At 72.2% G+C, this 15,886-nt stretch carries 15 protein-coding genes and 1 pseudogene; 4 read left to right on the top strand and 12 right to left on the bottom strand.

What is annotated here, in order from left to right:
• Positions 1-11: 11 nt before the first annotated feature.
• From ACULK2_RS03250 to ACULK2_RS03230, 5 genes are all read right to left on the bottom strand, one after another.
• Positions 12-923, bottom strand: a complete 912-nt coding sequence (locus ACULK2_RS03250; RefSeq protein WP_445969005.1) for a ferredoxin family protein — start codon at positions 921-923, stop codon at positions 12-14.
• A complete protein-coding gene (locus ACULK2_RS03245; protein ID WP_445969006.1) occupies positions 920-2,155 on the bottom strand; it encodes a cupin domain-containing protein in 1,236 nt (411 codons plus the stop codon). The genes ACULK2_RS03250 and ACULK2_RS03245 overlap by 4 nt, the downstream gene beginning before the upstream one ends.
• The gene (locus tag ACULK2_RS03240) at positions 2,155-2,412 is read right to left on the bottom strand and encodes a BatC protein (protein ID WP_445969007.1); all 258 of its coding nucleotides are present in this window, start codon (positions 2,410-2,412) and stop codon (positions 2,155-2,157) included. Before ACULK2_RS03240 ends, ACULK2_RS03245 begins: the two co-directional genes overlap by 1 nt.
• A gap of 92 nt (positions 2,413-2,504) precedes the next feature.
• On the bottom strand, positions 2,505-2,981 hold the full coding sequence (locus tag ACULK2_RS03235; protein ID WP_445969008.1) for a DNA alkylation repair protein: 477 nt from the start codon (positions 2,979-2,981) through the stop codon (positions 2,505-2,507).
• A gap of 28 nt (positions 2,982-3,009) precedes the next feature.
• Positions 3,010-3,945, bottom strand: a complete 936-nt coding sequence (locus ACULK2_RS03230; protein WP_445969009.1) for a LysR family transcriptional regulator — start codon at positions 3,943-3,945, stop codon at positions 3,010-3,012.
• A 77-nt stretch (positions 3,946-4,022) separates the two neighbouring features.
• Here ACULK2_RS03230 and ACULK2_RS03225 point away from each other — a divergent pair, with 77 nt between their 5' ends.
• From ACULK2_RS03225 to ACULK2_RS03215, 3 genes and pseudogenes are all read left to right on the top strand, one after another.
• Complete coding sequence (locus ACULK2_RS03225; RefSeq protein ID WP_445969010.1) at positions 4,023-5,771, top strand: L-aspartate oxidase; 1,749 nt, start codon at positions 4,023-4,025, stop codon at positions 5,769-5,771.
• A 201-nt stretch (positions 5,772-5,972) separates the two neighbouring features.
• Positions 5,973-6,764 (top strand): annotated as a pseudogene (locus ACULK2_RS03220) (SulP family inorganic anion transporter); the annotation flags it as partial.
• A 79-nt stretch (positions 6,765-6,843) separates the two neighbouring features.
• Positions 6,844-7,695, top strand: coding sequence for a SulP family inorganic anion transporter (locus ACULK2_RS03215; protein ID WP_501044986.1), 852 nt, complete (start codon positions 6,844-6,846; stop codon positions 7,693-7,695).
• Between the two features lie 104 nt (positions 7,696-7,799).
• On the opposite strand, the gene ACULK2_RS03210 is transcribed toward ACULK2_RS03215, so the two are convergent.
• On the bottom strand, positions 7,800-8,387 hold the full coding sequence (locus ACULK2_RS03210; RefSeq protein ID WP_445969011.1) for a TetR/AcrR family transcriptional regulator: 588 nt from the start codon (positions 8,385-8,387) through the stop codon (positions 7,800-7,802).
• Positions 8,388-8,437: 50 nt separating this feature from the next.
• Here ACULK2_RS03210 and ACULK2_RS03205 point away from each other — a divergent pair, with 50 nt between their 5' ends.
• Positions 8,438-9,424 carry an SDR family NAD(P)-dependent oxidoreductase gene (locus tag ACULK2_RS03205; protein WP_445969012.1) on the top strand — a complete coding sequence of 329 codons (987 nt, stop codon included), beginning with the start codon at positions 8,438-8,440 and terminating at the stop codon, positions 9,422-9,424.
• 18 nt (positions 9,425-9,442) lie between these two features.
• Here the strand turns inward: ACULK2_RS03205 and ACULK2_RS03200 are convergent, their stop codons facing one another.
• The 6 genes from ACULK2_RS03200 to ACULK2_RS03175 form a co-directional block, all read right to left on the bottom strand.
• Positions 9,443-10,651, bottom strand: coding sequence for a low temperature requirement protein A (locus ACULK2_RS03200; RefSeq protein WP_445969013.1), 1,209 nt, complete (start codon positions 10,649-10,651; stop codon positions 9,443-9,445).
• 46 nt (positions 10,652-10,697) lie between these two features.
• Complete coding sequence (locus ACULK2_RS03195) at positions 10,698-11,183, bottom strand: GNAT family N-acetyltransferase (RefSeq protein WP_445969014.1); 486 nt, start codon at positions 11,181-11,183, stop codon at positions 10,698-10,700.
• Between the two features lie 59 nt (positions 11,184-11,242).
• Complete coding sequence (locus tag ACULK2_RS03190) at positions 11,243-11,980, bottom strand: Pr6Pr family membrane protein (protein ID WP_445969015.1); 738 nt, start codon at positions 11,978-11,980, stop codon at positions 11,243-11,245.
• A gap of 150 nt (positions 11,981-12,130) precedes the next feature.
• Positions 12,131-12,973 carry an aldo/keto reductase gene (locus tag ACULK2_RS03185; RefSeq protein WP_445969016.1) on the bottom strand — a complete coding sequence of 281 codons (843 nt, stop codon included), beginning with the start codon at positions 12,971-12,973 and terminating at the stop codon, positions 12,131-12,133.
• A gap of 121 nt (positions 12,974-13,094) precedes the next feature.
• Positions 13,095-14,495, bottom strand: a complete 1,401-nt coding sequence (locus ACULK2_RS03180; RefSeq protein WP_445969017.1) for a class I SAM-dependent methyltransferase — start codon at positions 14,493-14,495, stop codon at positions 13,095-13,097.
• Entirely contained in the window at positions 14,492-15,826 is a 1,335-nt protein-coding gene (locus tag ACULK2_RS03175; RefSeq protein ID WP_445969018.1) for an FAD-binding oxidoreductase, read from the bottom strand. The genes ACULK2_RS03180 and ACULK2_RS03175 overlap by 4 nt, the downstream gene beginning before the upstream one ends.
• Positions 15,827-15,886 lie beyond the last annotated feature (60 nt).

Genomic DNA, 15,886 nt, shown 5'->3' with positions numbered 1-15,886 from the left:
TCTGCTCCGCGTCAGTCGCGATCGAACCCCTCGGCGACGATCGACCGGAGCGCGTACTGGCGCACCTGCACGAAGCGGGTCGCGGCGCAGGTCGACAGCATCGGCTCGGAGCGCGTCTCGTCCAGCTCCACGACCACGACGCCGCGCGCCCCCTCGAGGCGCACCCGCCAGCCCGTTCCGTCGGCCTCCTCGGCCGCCTCCGCGATCGGGGGGAACGAGTCGAGCCGGTCGTCGTGGAACCGCTCGCGCGCGTAGTGCTGGGCGGCCTGCACCGGATGCGACAGCGAGCTGCGGCCGCGGTACCGCTCGGTCACGATCCGCCCGTCGTCGAAGGCGTCCGCGATGCGCACCGGGTCGCCGTCGTCGGCGTACCCGTAGTACAGGCCGTGCGGGAAGACCACCATCGTCCCCGCGAACCGGTCGCCGCCGAGGTGCGAGCACTCCCACGTCTCCTCGGGGCGCGCCTGGGCGAGCGCGGTCACCACCCGCCGTCCGCGCACCGCGCAGCACTGGTCATGGCGCGCATGGGTGCACACGCAGTAGAGCGGACGCGACGACGGGGTGCCGGTCGACCCGTCGAACGGAACCTCGAGGAGGGCCGCGGCATCCGGCACCTCGCCCCAGGTCACCCGCTCATGACCCGGACGCGAGTCGACGATCGCCCACCGCTGGGCGCCGGGAACGTCGCGGCGGCCGGTGCGGCGGATCGCGAGCGGACGCATGCCGGCGTCCTCGATGCGCCGCACCAGGGCGCGCCCGAGCTCGCGGTCGAACGGGGCGTCGAGGAGCGCGTTGCGTCCCCAACCGGCCGGGACCTCGATGAGGAACCAGCGCAGCCCGCGCGGTCCGGTGCCCACGAGCGGATCGTGCCGCTCGCGGGCGCGATCGCTGCACGGCGCCCAGTGCTCGACGGCGAGGGTCACCCGGATGCCACCACGATTCCCTCGCGCAGCAGCCGGCGCACCACGACCACGGCGCTCTCGACATCGAGCCCCGGCAGCTCGCCCGGCGTGACGACGTCGCCCGTGGCGAGCCGGCGAATCGCTGCTTCCGCTTCGACCGGGAGGGAGAGCGTCTTCGTCCGGGCGACGATTCGGACCCGGCCGTCGGCGGTGGTGATCCGCACCGGAAGCGAGCGGCGCCACCGCACGCGGGTCGCCGCGTCCAGCGCCTCGATCGCGTCGAGGGTCGCGAGCGGGGCGAGCGGCTCCGCACGGGTCTCGCCGTCGAAGCGGCGGCCGAGCACGGCGGCCGGCCCCGAGGCATCCGACCGCTGCAGTGCCTCGACGAGTGCCCGCACCGTCTCGTCGACGATCGGAGCGAGCGCGTCGCGGTCGTGGACGTCGATGCCGAGCGGCAGCGACGCGCGCAGGGCGGGGTGGTCGCCGACGTCGCGCAGCAGCGCGTCGACCACGTCGGCGCGGGTATAGGCCGACATGCCGACCGTCAGGTGCACGGATGTCGCGCCGAGCGCGGTCGCCGAATGGATCCACCCGCGTGGCAGGTACAGTGCGTCGCCCGGTCGCAGCACCGCGTCGATCGCGGGCTCGCGGGTGGCCGCGCGGGCGACCGCGGCCCGGTGCCGGTCCCAGGGCTGGGTGCGCAGCGGATCGACGTGCACGGGGGCGTGGATGCGCCAGTGCTTCTCGCCCGAGATCTGCAGCACGAACACGTCGTGCGTGTCGTAGTGCGGCTCGAACCCCTGCGACGACGGCGGGGTCACGTACGCGTTCACCTGGGCCGGGTGCCCGAGATCGTCGATGAGCGCACGCGTGAAGTCGATGATCGGCGGCCACAGCCGGTGCAGGCCCTGCAGCACGATCGTGGCGCCCCCCGCGAACTCGCCGAGCACCTTGTCCGTCGACACCTGGTCGGCGATCTCGGCGCCGAAGCCGCCCGATCCGGTGTACGCGGATGCCGCGAGCACGGACCCCTCGTGCGCCATCCGGATGAACGGGGTGCGGACGCCGCGGAGGGTGAGGAGTTCGTCGACGGCGGATGCCGAGAACAGGTCGTCGAACCCGCGCGCGAGCTCGTCGGCCGTGGAGAGGAGCGGCTCGCGACCCCAGTGCCGGTCGGCGAACTCCTCAGCCGAGACGCGGATGCAGCGTGAGAGCGCGGGCCGGGTGACCGGCCCGCGCTCCGGGTCGCTCATTACGCGGAACCGTCGGCGCCGCCGTCGTGGCCCTCGGGGTCGGCGCCGCCGTCGGCGGTGCCCTCGCCCGCGCCGGCGGAGCCGTCGGCACCGCCGTCGTGCCCGCCGGGGTTCGCGCCGCCGTCGGCGACGCCCTCGCCGCCGGCCGCAGAGCCGTCGGCACCCCCGTCGTGGCCCTCGGGGTTGGCGCCGCCGTCGGCCTCGCCCTCGCCCTCGGCGCCCGGCTCGAGGGTGATGTCGTCGTCGTTGATCGTCATGCGATGTCCTCTCGTTCGGCCTCGGCCCAGCGTATCCAGCGCTCCGGGACGGCGCTACGGCGTTGACAGGGCGCCGTCCGCACGACACCCGGTCACAGCCCGGAGGCGACCGCGCGGAGCGTCGGGTCGTCCTCGCTCACCCAACGTTCGACGACCCGACGCGCTCGAACCGCCTCGGCGCCAGCCAGGCGATCGAGCATCGGACGGATCACGTCACCGACCAGCGGGTCGACCAGCTGCGGCACGCGCGCATCGCGCAGGAACTGCTCGACGCGGGTCAGGTCGTTCCCGCGCAGCATCCCGACGTGCCGCTGCAGCAGGACGATCGCCGCGAGTCGGCGCTCGTACACCGGCGCGGACCACAGCTCCGACGCCAGCGCGGTGACATCGTCGTGCGTCATCCCCGGATGCCGCCGGTCCGCGTCGCGCACGGTGCCGCGGACCGCGCCGACGGATGCGCCGTAGAACCGCAGACCTCCGCCGATGCGTTCCGCGTCGGCATCGGCGCGCCACTCGGAGGCCTCGGCTCGGAGGGTCCGATCGATGAACTCAGCGGCCGGCGACGTCACAGTTCGATTCTGCGTGACCGCGGCGGCCTCATGACCCCGAGTCGGCGATGCGCATGGTCGCTCCCGCCCTCGCCGCGAACGCCGTCGCCGTGTCGGCGATCGTGCGCTGCATGACGTCGACCGCGGCCGTCATCGCGAGGTCCGCAGGCCGCGCCAGGCTGATGGTGCGCTCGAGCTTCGGCGCCTCGAGACGAACGGACCGGAGCCCGGGCCGGTCGACCAACACCATCGCGGGCACGATCGCGACGCCGAGCCCGCGCTCGACGAACCGCAGTACGGCGTCCATCTCGGCGCCTTCGAGGACGACCTCGGGCTCGGCGCCCGCGGAGCGGAACGCGGCATCCGTCGCACCGCGCAGGTCGTAGGTCGTGCTGAACGCGACGAGCGGGAGCCGCGCGACCTCGGCGAGCGCGACGGCGTCGCCATCCGTCATCGGCGGCAGGGCGGCGGATGACACGACCACGAGCTCCTCGACGAGCAGCGGGGTCACGGCGAAGCGCTCGGCGGTGGTGCCATCCGAGGTGACGATCAGCGCGAGGTCGAGCTCGCCGCTGCCGAGCTCGTCGAGCAGGCCCCGCGAGCCCTGTTCCGACAGATGCAGCTCGATGCCCGGATGCGCCGCGTGGAACGCGCGGAGGACCTCGGCGACGAGGCTGATGCAGAGCGTCGGCGTCGCGCCGAGCCGGACGCGGCCGCGCTCCAGGCCGGCGAGCTCGGCGAGCTCGCGCCGCACCGAGTCGGCGTCGGCGAGCATGCGCCGGGCCAGCGGCAGCAGCGTCTCCCCCGCGGCCGTCAGCGTCGACCCGCCGCGCGCGCGGTGGAACAGCTCAGCGCCGAGGCTCTGCTCGAGTGCGGCGATCTGGCGGCTCAGCGAGGGCTGGGCGAGGTAGAGCTCCTCGGCGGCGCGCGTGAAGTTGCCGAAGCGCGCCACCTCGACGAACGACCTCAGTTGCTCGAGGTTCATATCGATAGCCTACGCGCATCTTTGGCAGGCTGAAGATGCATTGGACGGATGCAACCGGCGAACCTAGCGTGGGATCCATGCCTGCTTCCACCTCCGCTCCAGAACGCCGGCTCTCCACCACGGTGCTCGTCATCGGCACCGGCGGCTCGGGCCTCCGCGCCGCGATCGAGCTCGCCGAGGCGGGCGTCGACGTGCTCGCGCTCGGCAAGCGATCGAAGTCCGACGCGCACACGTCGCTCGCGGCCGGCGGCATCAACGCCGCCCTCTCGACCATGGACCCCGACGACAGCTGGCAGCAGCACGCCGCCGACACGCTCAAGGAGAGCTACCTCCTCGCCGACCCGCGCACGGTCGAGACCGTGACCAAGGGTGCGGCCCGCGGCATCCAGGACCTCGAGCGCTACGGAATGCCCTTCGCCCGCGAGGAGGACGGCCGCATCTCGCAGCGCTTCTTCGGCGCCCACACCTACCGCCGCACCGCATTCGCCGGCGACTACACCGGCCTCGAGATCCAGCGCACCCTCGTCAACCGCGCCGCGCAGCTCCACGTGCCGATCCTCGACACGGTCTACGTCACCCGCATCCTCGTGAACGACGACGGCGCGGTGTTCGGCGCCTACGGCTTCGACCTCGACGACGGCACGCGCTACCTCATCCACGCCGACGCGGTCATCCTCGCCGCGGGCGGCCACAACCGCATCTGGCGCCGCACGTCGTCGCGCCGCGACGAGAACACGGGCGACTCGTGGCGCCTCGCCGTCGAGGCGGGCGGCCGGGTGCGCGACCCCGAGCTCGTGCAGTTCCATCCGTCGGGCATCCTCGAGCCCGAGAACGCGGCCGGCACGCTCATCAGCGAGGCGGCCCGCGGCGAGGGCGGCATCCTCACCAACGCCCTCGGCGAGCGCTTCATGTCGAAGTACGACCCGGAGCGCATGGAACTCTCGACCCGCGACCGAGTGGCCCTCGCGGCCTACACCGAGATCAAGGAGGGCCGCGGAACCCCTGATGGCGGTGTCTGGCTCGACGTCTCCCACCTGCCCCGAGAGACGATCATGCAGCACCTCCCCCGCGTGTACCAGACGATGCTCGAGCTGCAGATGCTCGACATCACGACGCAGCCGATCGAGATCGCGCCCACCGCGCACTACTCGATGGGCGGCGTGTGGGTGCGCCCCGACGACCACGGCACGGATGTCCCAGGCCTGTACGCCATCGGCGAGGCGTCCTCCGGTCTGCACGGCGCCAACCGCCTCGGCGGCAACTCGCTCATCGAGCTGCTGGTGTTCGGACGCATCGTCGGCCGCGCGGCAGCCGCCTACTCGGCGGCCCTGCCCGCCCAGAAGCGCTCGGCCTCGGCGATCGAGGCGGCCCGCTCCGAGATCGCCGACCTGCTCGCCGCGGATGGCACGGAGAACGTGCGCGCCCTGCAGCGCGCCATCCGGAACACCATGACCGAGCACGCCGGCGTCGTGCGCGACGAGCAGGGCCTCACCGCCGGGCTCGCCGAGCTCGACGCGATCGAGGCCCGCATGGCCGACATCGGCGTGCACCCCGACCTCGCCGGCTACCAGGACCTCGCGCACGCCTTCGACCTCAAGTCGGCCGCGCTGGCCGCCCGCGCGACCCTCGAGGCCGCCCTCGAGCGGCGCGAGACCCGCGGATGCCACAACCGCTCCGACCACCCCGAGACGGATGCCGCGCTGCAGGTGAACCTCGTCTGGTCGCCCTCGACCGGCGTCACGCGCGAGGCCATCCCCCCGATCCCGGAGGAGATCGCCGCACTCATGGACCGCGAGGTGTCGGTCGCGGGCAAGCTGCTCGAATAGCGGCAGACCGCGCGGATCGGGAACCCGCGGGCGAGCGGGCATCGGCCCGGGGGCCGGCGGCCTCTACCGTCTCGGTCATGCCGGTGGCACAATGTCCTCCGCTTCGACCGCGCGCGCCGACCGGCGCACCCCCGGGCATCCCGGTGCGCGTCGGACGCGGGGGGAAGGGTGCGGCCGCATGTCGAGAAGGCGCGAGGCAGCATGAGCCGGCGGCGGGGGGCCGCCGGCCTCGTCCCGATCCTGGGCTGGATCCGCACGTACGACCGGCGCTGGTTGCGCGGCGACCTCATCGCCGGGGTGACGGTCGCTGCCCTGATCGTGCCGAAGAACCTGGGGTACGCGGGCATCGCCGGAATCCCGCTGCAGAACGGCCTGTACGCGGCGGCGGCCGCCGCCATCCTGTACGGGATCTTCGGAACGAGCCGACAGATCTCCATGGGGCCGAGTTCGGCCCTCGCCGCCGTGGCCGCGAGCGCGGTCCTGGTCACCGGCCTCACCGACCAGGCCGACATCGCGTCCTTCGTCGCGGGCATCACGCTCGCGTCCGGCGTGCTGTTCCTCATCCTCTTCCTGCTCAGGATGGGATGGATCGCGCAGTTCCTCTCACGCGCCGTCGTGACCGGGTTCCTGTTCGGGGCGGCAATCGACGTGATCATCTCCGAGCTGCCGAAGCTCACGGGCACCGAGGCGAGCGGCGCGAACTCGTTCCAGGAGCTGTGGTCGTGGTTCGGCACGCTGGACGAGACGCACCTCGCGACGCTCATCGTCGGCGTCGCCTCGCTCGTCGTCGTCTTCGGCGTCCGGTGGATCGCGCCGCGCCTCCCCGGCGCGCTCGTCCTCGTCGTCGGCGGCCTGCTCGCATCCGCGCTGCTGAACCTGGGCGACCGCGGCGTGGCCCTGGTCGGGGACGTGCCGCGGGGGCTGCCCTCGTTCGAGGTGCCCGACCTCGCCCTGATGTGGGAGAACGCGGCGACGGTGGCGATCGCCGCCGTCGCGCTGGTCCTCATCGGCTTCTCGCAGACGGCCGGCGACGCGAGGACGTTCGCGGCCAAGGCACCGCTATCAGGTCGACATCGACCAGGAGTCGGTCGCGCAGGGGCTGGCCAACACCGGCGCGGGGCTCTTCCAGGGGATGCCGGTCTCGACGAGCCTGTCGGCGAGTTCGCTCAACGACCACTCCGGCGCGCGCACGGGGCTGGCGTCGCTCACCTCGGGGGTCACCGTGCTCCTGACGCTCCTGGTCCTGGCCCCGCTGTTCTCGGCGCTTCCGAAGCCGGTGCTCGCCGCGCTCATCATCGAGGCCGTGGCGATGGGCATGATCAACATCCCCGAGATGCGCCGCCTGGCCCGCGTCCAGCCGTTCGACTTCTGGGTCGCCGTCGCGGCGATCCTCGGGACACTGGCGTTCGGCGTGCTGGCCGGCGTCATGATCGGCATCGGCCTGTCGCTCCTCTGGCTGGTCTGGGTGGCCACCCACCCGAACATCGCGACGCTCGCCCGACAGGCGGGCACCCAGGTCTTCCGCGACGTGAGCGAGTACCCGGGCGACGAGCGCATCCCCGGCGTGGTGGTGATCCGGATGGACGGCGGCCTGTTCTTCGCGACCTCCGACGCGCTCGAGGACCGGATCCGCGAGATCATCCACTCGACCCCCGAGCTCACGGGCGTCGTCCTCGACTGCGCCGGCATCAACTTCATCGATTCGCAGGGCTGCGCCAAGATGAACGACGTCGTCACCCTCGCGGAGGACTCCGGGATCACCCTGCGCCTGGCGCGCTTGAAGAAGTCCGTCCGCGCCGCGCTCGAACGGGACGGCGCCCTCGAGCGCATCGGCGCCGAGCACCTCCACGGCAACGTCGACCGGGCGGTCCGGGCACAGCTCGAGGCGTCGCCGCCGGACGGCGGGCGACCCGCCGACGACTGAGGATCGGTGTCGCAGCACGCCGCGAACGGCGAGCGTTCGAGGCCGCGTGCGATCGTCGGGGCTCCTCGCCACGACCGGTCGTCGCATCACCCGGCGCGGGCGGCTCAGCGACCGGCCGCCCCGGGCACCGGCCGGCCCATCGCGTCGGCGACACGCGGGAACCGGCGTTCGACGTGATCACGGAGCGTGTCGGAGTCCTCGGTCGCCAGCCATTCGTGCAGCGCCCCGGTGAACAGCGCGAAGCCGATCGCCGCAAGGATCTCCGCATCCTCGCGCTCGAACCCCCGTTCGCAGAGCGTCTCGGTGACCGCCCGCTGCCAGCGCGCCTGCTTCGCGAGCTCGCGGCCTGCAAGGCCGACGTCGTGCTCGATGATGCGCTGGCGCTGTCCCAGCCGCGATCGCTGCGACTCGAAGCGATCGGCGAGGTCGCCGAGGGCGAGGCGCATCATCGCACCCGCGTCGGCCGCGTCGCGCACGCCGGCGATCGAGGCGATCAGGTGGGGCAGCAGCTCGTCGTCGTCGGCGAAGAGCACCTCGTCCTTGTCCCTGAACTGACGGAAGAAGGTGCGCGACGTCACGCCGGCGCGCGCAGCGATCTGGTGAACCGTCGTGTTCGCGTACCCCTGCTCGACGAAGAGCGCGAACGCCGAGTCGACGAGTCTCGCTCGGGTGTCCTCGGGCCATCGGGGCATAGCGGCATCCTACTCTTGTGTCACATTGTGACATCGCTTATCGTGACCTTATGACACATAGTGACATCACCCCCACTGTCCTGCTCACTGGACCGACGAGCGGCATCGGCGCCGGCATGCTCGAGCACCTCTCGCGGCATCCGGCCCGGCCGCGGCTCGTGCTCGTCGGGCGCGATCCGACCCGCGTCGATGACGCGATCGGCGTGGCGACGCGCGCCGGTCTCGATGCGCACGCGGTGCGCGCGGATCTCGCCGACCTCGACTCGGTCGCCGCCGCGCTCGACGAGATCCGGCGACTCATCGCCGACGGTCGCGTCGGCGCCCTCGACGCCGCGATCCTGAACGCCGGCGCCCAGTACACCGACCGCCGTCGCCGTGGCGCGCAGGGGTGGGAGCTGACCTTCACGGTCAACGTGATCGCACAGCACCTCCTGCTGCGCGGCATCCGTTCCCTGCTCGCGGCGGACGGGCACGCGGTGCTGCTCGGTTCGTCGACGCACCGGGGCAGGCGCGACTCGTTCAACCTCGTTCCCGATCCCGTGTGGCAACCGCCCGCCGAGCTCGCCCGTGCGATGCCGGCAGCGACCGGCGCCGAGCGCTTCGCCGACGAGCGCGAGCAGGGCGGCGTCGCCTACGCGACGAGCAAGCTCGCCCTCGTCACCCTCTCGCATCCGTGGGCGAGCCGGCTCGGGGCCGATGGGCGACGGCTGAACACCTACGATCCGGGCCTCGTCGCGGGTGCCGGGCTGGGGCGCGACATGCCCGGCCACATGTACTGGGTGTGGCGGCGGCTCATGCCCGCGATGAGCGTGCTGCCCGGAGCGACCACGCCCGCGCGGTCGGCCCGGCACGCGGTCGAGCTCGCGCTCGGCGACGCCCATCCCGACCTGCACGGCGGGTACGTCGAGATCGGCCGGGTCACGCGAGCCGCCTCGAGCACGCTCGTGGCGTCACGCCAGGCGCAGCTCTGGGACTGGCTCGACGTCGCGACCGCGCCGCACCTGCCGCTGTCGATGCGCGACGGGGCGGCCGCGTGATCGTCGTCTCGCTGGTGCTCAACCCCATCGTGCTCGCGCCCGGGCGCGGCGCCCGCCCTCCGCGGCGAGCGAGAGCGCGACCACCACGACCGCCGCAGCGAGCGCGACCATCGGGGTGACGATCGCCAGCAGCGGGATGGCTCCGGCCATCGCCAGCGCGGCCACGATCCGGATCCACTGCCAGGGCATGCCCACCACGCGCGCGAAGACCACCGTGCCCAGCACGTACACGGCGATGCCGCCGCCGAGCGCGGCCGCACCGAACCAGCCGAACGGCTCGGCATCGGTGATGTGCGCCATCGCGTCCTCGACGCCGAGGGCGGCGAGGATGATGCCGGCCACGACGACGAAGTGCGCGTACGTGTACGCGTCGCGTGCGAGCACCACCCGCGCAGCCTCGGCTCGCCGCTCCAGCTCACGTTCGCCCGCCGGCGCGATGCGCGCGAAGTACGCCGACCACAGCAGGATCGCGAGCGTGACGGCGAGTGCCGATCCGAGCACGATGGCTCCGTCGATGGGCTCGCGGGCGACGCCCACGCCGATGGCGACGATCGACTCGCCGAGGGCGAGGATCACCACGAGGCCGTATCGTTCCGCCCAGTGCCCCGGCGAGTAGAGGCGCCACCCGCCACCGCCGCGAGAGCTGACGTACGTGAGCACGACGTCCCAGAGGAAGGCGGCCAGCCAGATCCAGGTCTGCGCGGCCCCGCCGATCAGCGCACCGATGAGCAGCAGGATCGCGGCCGGGGCCATCGCCACGGCCTGCGTGCGCAGCACCTGCATCGCGAGTGCACGATCGCCACGAGCCGCCACGAGGTAGAGCGCCATGTGGACGAGACGGACGATCGTGTACGCGACGACGAGGACGATCGGACCGAACCATCCGCCGGGCAGGTCCTCGTACGCCTCGGGGATGGCGAGCGCGATGACGAACACCGAGATCATCGCGACGCTCATGCCGAGCCGCAGGACCCCCTGGTCTGCGGGCGCCTGGTTCGCGAGCCAGCTGTAGGCGCACCAGGTCCACCAGAGCAGGCCGAGCACGATGAGCGCCTGCAGGATGCCGAACGCCGAGTGCGTCTCAGCCATCAGCCGACTGACCTGGGTGAAGGCGAACACGTACACCAGGTCGAAGAACAGCTCGAAGGTCGTCACGCGTGCCGTGTCGTCGGCCGTGCGGACCTGTCCGATCAGCCGCCGACCGCCTCCGCCGCTGCGCTCCTGCATCGCACCAGCATGCACGACCCCGCCGTCGGCCGACAGGGTCGTGCACTCACGTCCGCAGGTCCTTGCGGAACAGCACCAGGTCGTCGCCGTCGCTCCAGTAGTCGGGAACGCGCGCCACCTCGGCGTACCCGAGCCTCCGGTAGAACCCGCGCGTCGCGACGAACTGGTCGGTCGCCGACGTCTCGACGACGAGGAGCCGCTCGCCCTCGGCGGCCAACTCGGCCTCGACGTGTCGCATGAGGGCCGTGCCGTGACCGTTGCCGTGCGCATCCCTCGGCACGGCGATCATCGTGAGGTCCCAGACGCCCGGCGCCGCGACCTTCGGCTGGTAATACACGACTCCGCGGATGCGCCCGTCGAGCTCGAGGACCCGCATGCGCTGGCCGTCCGCGGCGCCGGCGTCGAGGTAGTGCGCGACCATGTGCCGGACGAAGTCCCCGTCCTCCGCGGCGAACAGGGTGGAGTCGACCGCGACGTCGACGATCGAGTCCGTGTCGGCCGCGTCGACCGCGCGGATCTCGTGCTGCGTCACGTCGGCATCTCCATGGTGATACTCAACCACGCCCCGGCGCGGACGCTCCTGCCTGGCCCTCAGACGTGCAGCGCCCGAATGCGCGGCCGCGCCCGGGGCGGCCCGATGGCGGCGTGCCGCTCGCGAGCGCGGCCGATTCCGATGATCGCGACGCCGAGCAGCACGAACGCGAACAGGATGCCGCCGATGTACGTGAGCGTCGAGGCGTACCCTGCCGTGTTCGGGTCGAGGAACCCGTAGGGGTACCACCAGGGCGCGCTGCCGTCCGGGTTGGCGACCCGCTCACCGCGGATCATCGTGTACGCCGTCCAGACGAGCGGGTAGCTGAGGATGACCGTGACGGCCGACCACGGAAGCCCGCGGACCCGGTCGGCGAAGAGCAGGTCGAGCACGAAGTAGGCGGGCAGGACCACGTGCAGCGTCTCGGTGGCCCAGGAGTCCATGAACGTCACCCACGCGGGATCGGTCGCGGCGATCGGCGGCGGGTCGCCCCGCAGCAGCACGTTGAACACGAGACCGAGCAGGATCACCGGTCCGGTGACCGCGGCGAGCGCCATCGCCAAGCCGATCGGCTCGGGCGTGGTGCCGGGATGCCGCAGCATCCATCGCGCCGCCGCCGTCAGCGCGATGACGCTGAAGACGGCCGACACGATCGTGAACATGCTGAAGTAGTTCGCCAGCACGTCGCTGACGTCGTGGCTCTCGCGCCACGCGCGATCGAGGTTGACCAGCAGGCCGGCGACGATGCCCGATATCGCGACGATCGCGGCGGCGAGCCTGAACCATACCCAGCGCATGAGACCCCCCAGTACTGATGCGACGAGTTCGGGATGGGTCAGGTGTACTCCTCCATGCGTCCGATCGGCGGAAGTCTGTCGGGAGAAATGAGGAAACCTAGGCTCAGAGGCGTGATCGTTGGCGGATATCGCCAACGGTGCTCGAGCCCACTAGAGCGCGATCCCGCGCGAACGCAGGTCGCCCTCGAACGCCCGACGCAGCCCGTCGTCGACCTCGAGATCGGCGGACGCGATCGAGTCGAGCACCGAATCGACTCGCGTGGACCCGATCACGGGCCAGGCGCCGGGCATCGCGTCGGACATCGCGGCGAGTGCGGCGCGATGCACCGAGACGCCCCGCGCCCGGGCGACGGCGGCCACGCGCGGCACGTGCGTCGCGAGCGGATCGGCCTTCGGGCCGCCGAACGGCGCATAGGCGAGGAACGCGATGCCGGCGTCGACGCAGGAGCGGTACTCGTCGGCAGCGTCGATCCCCAGGGCGAAGCGGTTCTCGACCGCGTCGAGCGTGGTGATGGACCGCGCCCGCTCCAGCTGTTCGACCGTCGCGTTCGACAGGCCGATCGCCTCGACGACGCCGTCGTCGCGCAGCGCGGCGAGTTCGCGGACGGACGCCTCGAGGTCGTCGACCCGGTCGGTCCGGTGGAGCAGCAGGAGCGACGGCGGCGCGCCGAGCACCTCGCGGCTCCGGAGTGCGTCGGCGCGGACGCGCTCGGCGCTGGTGTCCGAGTCCCACGCCGCGCGACCGAGCCGGAAGTGCCCGGCCTTGGTGATGATCGGCAGTTCGGGCCGCTGCAGGCGCGCCGCCTGTGCGATGCGCTCGCCCGCGGCGTCGTCGTCGACCGTCGCGTAGGCGCGCGCGGTGTCGATCGCGAGCACGCCGGCGTCGACGGCGGCGTGCACGACCGCGAGCGCATTCGCGATGGTCGCGCCCTCCTTCAGCACGAGGGAGGCGACACCGAGGACGACACCCCGACCGGGGAGCGCGAATCCCATCAGCGCGCGCCCCGAGCGCGCTCCTCGCGCCGGCGCGTCCTGTCCATGGTCAGAGCGTAGGAGCCACCGCTCCGTCATGTCGAGACGTGCGGATGCGGCATCCGCTGCTCGTCGCCGCCGACTACGCCGTCCACCACGGCCGGAGCGGCAGGTCGCCGACGCCGCCGCGGTCGTCCGGCTTCACTGCCAGCACCTGGTGCAGCTGGATCCCGCCGCGCTCGAACGAGAGCCGCGACCCCGCCATGTAGAGCCCCCACACCTTCGCCGTCGGCAGGCCGACCTCGGCGACCGCCTCGTCCCAGTGCTCGACGAGGTTGGCGCACCAGTCACGCAGGGTCAGCGCGTAGTGCGGGCGCAGGTTCTCCTCGTGCAGCACCTCGAGGCCGGCATCCTGCGCTTCGGTGATGATGCGCCCGGAACCGGTGAGCTCGCCGTCGGGGAAGACGTAGCGGTCGATGAAGCCGTGGGTCGAGGGTTCCGACCGGTTGTCGGGGCGCGTGATGCAGTGGTTGAGGAGCAGCCCGCCGTCGCGGAGCCGGGACTGCAGGAAGCGGAAGTACTTGGCGTAGTTGCGCACGCCGATGTGCTCGAGCAGGCCGATGGACGACACCGCGTCGAAGCCGGTCTCGGCGATGTCGCGGTAGTCGCCGTGGCGCACCTCGGCGAGCTCGCCCAGGCCCTCCTCGTCGATCGCGCGCTGCGCCCAGGTGGCCTGCTGCTCCGACAGGGTCACGCCCGTGGCCCGGATGCCGCGGCGTGCCGCGTAGCGCACCATGCCGCCCCACCCGCAGCCGACGTCGAGCAGGCGGTCGCCGGGCGACAGCCGGAGCTTGTCGAAGGCGAGCCGGTACTTGTTCTCCTGCGCTTCGTCGAGGGATGCCTCGGGCCGCGGGTAGCACGCGCAGGTGTAGGTCATCGAGGGCCCGAGCACCCACTCGTAGAAGGCGTTCGAGACGTCGTAGTGGTGGTGGATGGCCTCGGCGTCGCGCGCCTTGCTGTGCCGGCGGCCCGTGGCGACGCGTCGCCACCTCGGCGGCGCCTCCCCCGGCGGCGGCGCGATCGGCCGCAGGTGCTCCACGCCGATGGATCGGATGATCTGCGCCATCGTCCGCGGCGAGGGCATCCGGAAGACCAGTTCGTCGGCGAGCGCGCGGAGCAGTTCATACGGGTCGCCGGGGTGCACGCCGTGGATCTCGAGGTCGCCGGCGATGTACGCCCGGGCCAGGCCGAGGTCGCCGCGCGCCGTGGCGAGGTAGGTCGTGCCGCGCGGCGCCTTCAGCTCGATGCCGAGCGGAGCGTCGGGCGGGCCGGCGGAACTGCCGTCGTACGCCGTGAACCTCAGCGGGAGCCGGCCGCCCGCGACGAGCTCCAGGATCTCGGCGAGGGTGAGCCTGCCCGCGTCATCCGTCCGGTTCGCGGCATCCGCCTGCTTCGCGCCACCCGCCCGCTTGGCGGCATCCGTCGTCGTCGCGCCATCCGTTGTCTTCGCCTGGCGCGGCTCTCGTTCCTTGAACGTCGTCATCGTCGTTGCACCGCCTTCGCATAGAGGTCGAGGAACCGGGAATCGGGGTCGTACCGTCGCTTCACCTCGCGGTAGGTCGCGCCGCCGTAGCGCGCGTCGAACTCCTCGCGCGAGTAGAACGCGTCGGAGTACAGCGACTTGTGCCCGCCGAGCTCGCCGACCTCGCGCTCGATCCGCCGGTTCGTCGCGCCCTCGGTCGCGCCGACCGGCACGGTCGACCAGAATCCGACGTTCACGTAGGTGCGGTGCGGCTCGAGCGGGTACAGCGGCCAGCCGGCGTCGTCGCGCGGCCGCACCGGGCACAGCCAGATCGGCTCGATCGGCACCTCGGCGAGGAACCAGTGGAGGAACTCCGCGGTCCGCTCGATGGGGATCTCGACGTCCTGGATGACGCGTTCGCGTGGCGGGCGCCGCCTGAGCCGTTCGATGCGGTCTCCGATGTCGAACCGTCGTTCGAGCTTCATGAGCTTCCAGTAGGCGCTGCTGCGCCGGTATCGCCGCGGCCAGAGCCGGCGAACGAGCGGATGCTGCGCGCCGAACGCCTGCGAGCACCAGAACCAGTCGGTGTCCCACCGCCACAGGTAGTCGTGCATCGTGAGGCGGTCGTGCGTCGCGCCGTCGTCGTGCCGGATGGAGCGGTAGTAGATCCGCTGCCGGGTGTAGTCGCTGGTGGGTCCGGATGCCGCGGTCTGCACGCCCACGCACAGGTAGCTCTCGTCGGCGCTGAAGACGACCCCGTCGAGGTAGTCGACGCGGGTTCGCTCGAGGCTGCCGGTCTCGACGATGCGGTCCATCGCGGCGATGAGGTCGGCGACGGCGTGGAACCGCAGGTGCGTGAGGGCGACGAACGGCTGCACCGGCTCCAGCTCGATGCGCAGGCGCACGGCGTAGCCGAGCGTGCCGTACGAGTTCGGGAACGCGCGGAACAGGTCGGCGTGCTCGGTCGGCGACGCGGTCACGACCTCGCCGGTGCCGGTGAGGATGTCGAGCTCGAGCACCGACTCGTGCGGCAGCCCGCTGCGGAACGACGTCGACTCGATGCCGAGGCCGGTCACGGCGCCGCCGAGCGTGATGGTCTTCAGCTGCGGCACGACCAGCGGCGCCAGCCCGTGCGGCAGCGTCGCCGCGACCAGGTCCTCGTAGGTGCACATGCCGGCCACGTCCGCCGTCCGTGCCGCGGGGTCGACCGAGATGACCTGCGTCAGCCCCGACGTGTCGAGGCCCCGCGCATCGACCCGGTCGCGCGACCGGAACAGGTTCGAGGTCGGCTTCGCCAGTCGCACCATCGCCGCCCGGGGCAGGGCCCGATAGCTCTCGAGCAGGCGCTCCACGCCGGCAGCATGAGCAGTTCGTGCATCGGTCGCGTCAGTCGCGTGAACGGACACGACCCC

It is taken from the genome of Agromyces molybdatiresistens, from assembly GCF_052748445.2.
The sequence above is the reverse complement of the archived record's forward strand: the minus strand, read 5'-3'. Positions and strand labels throughout refer to the sequence as shown.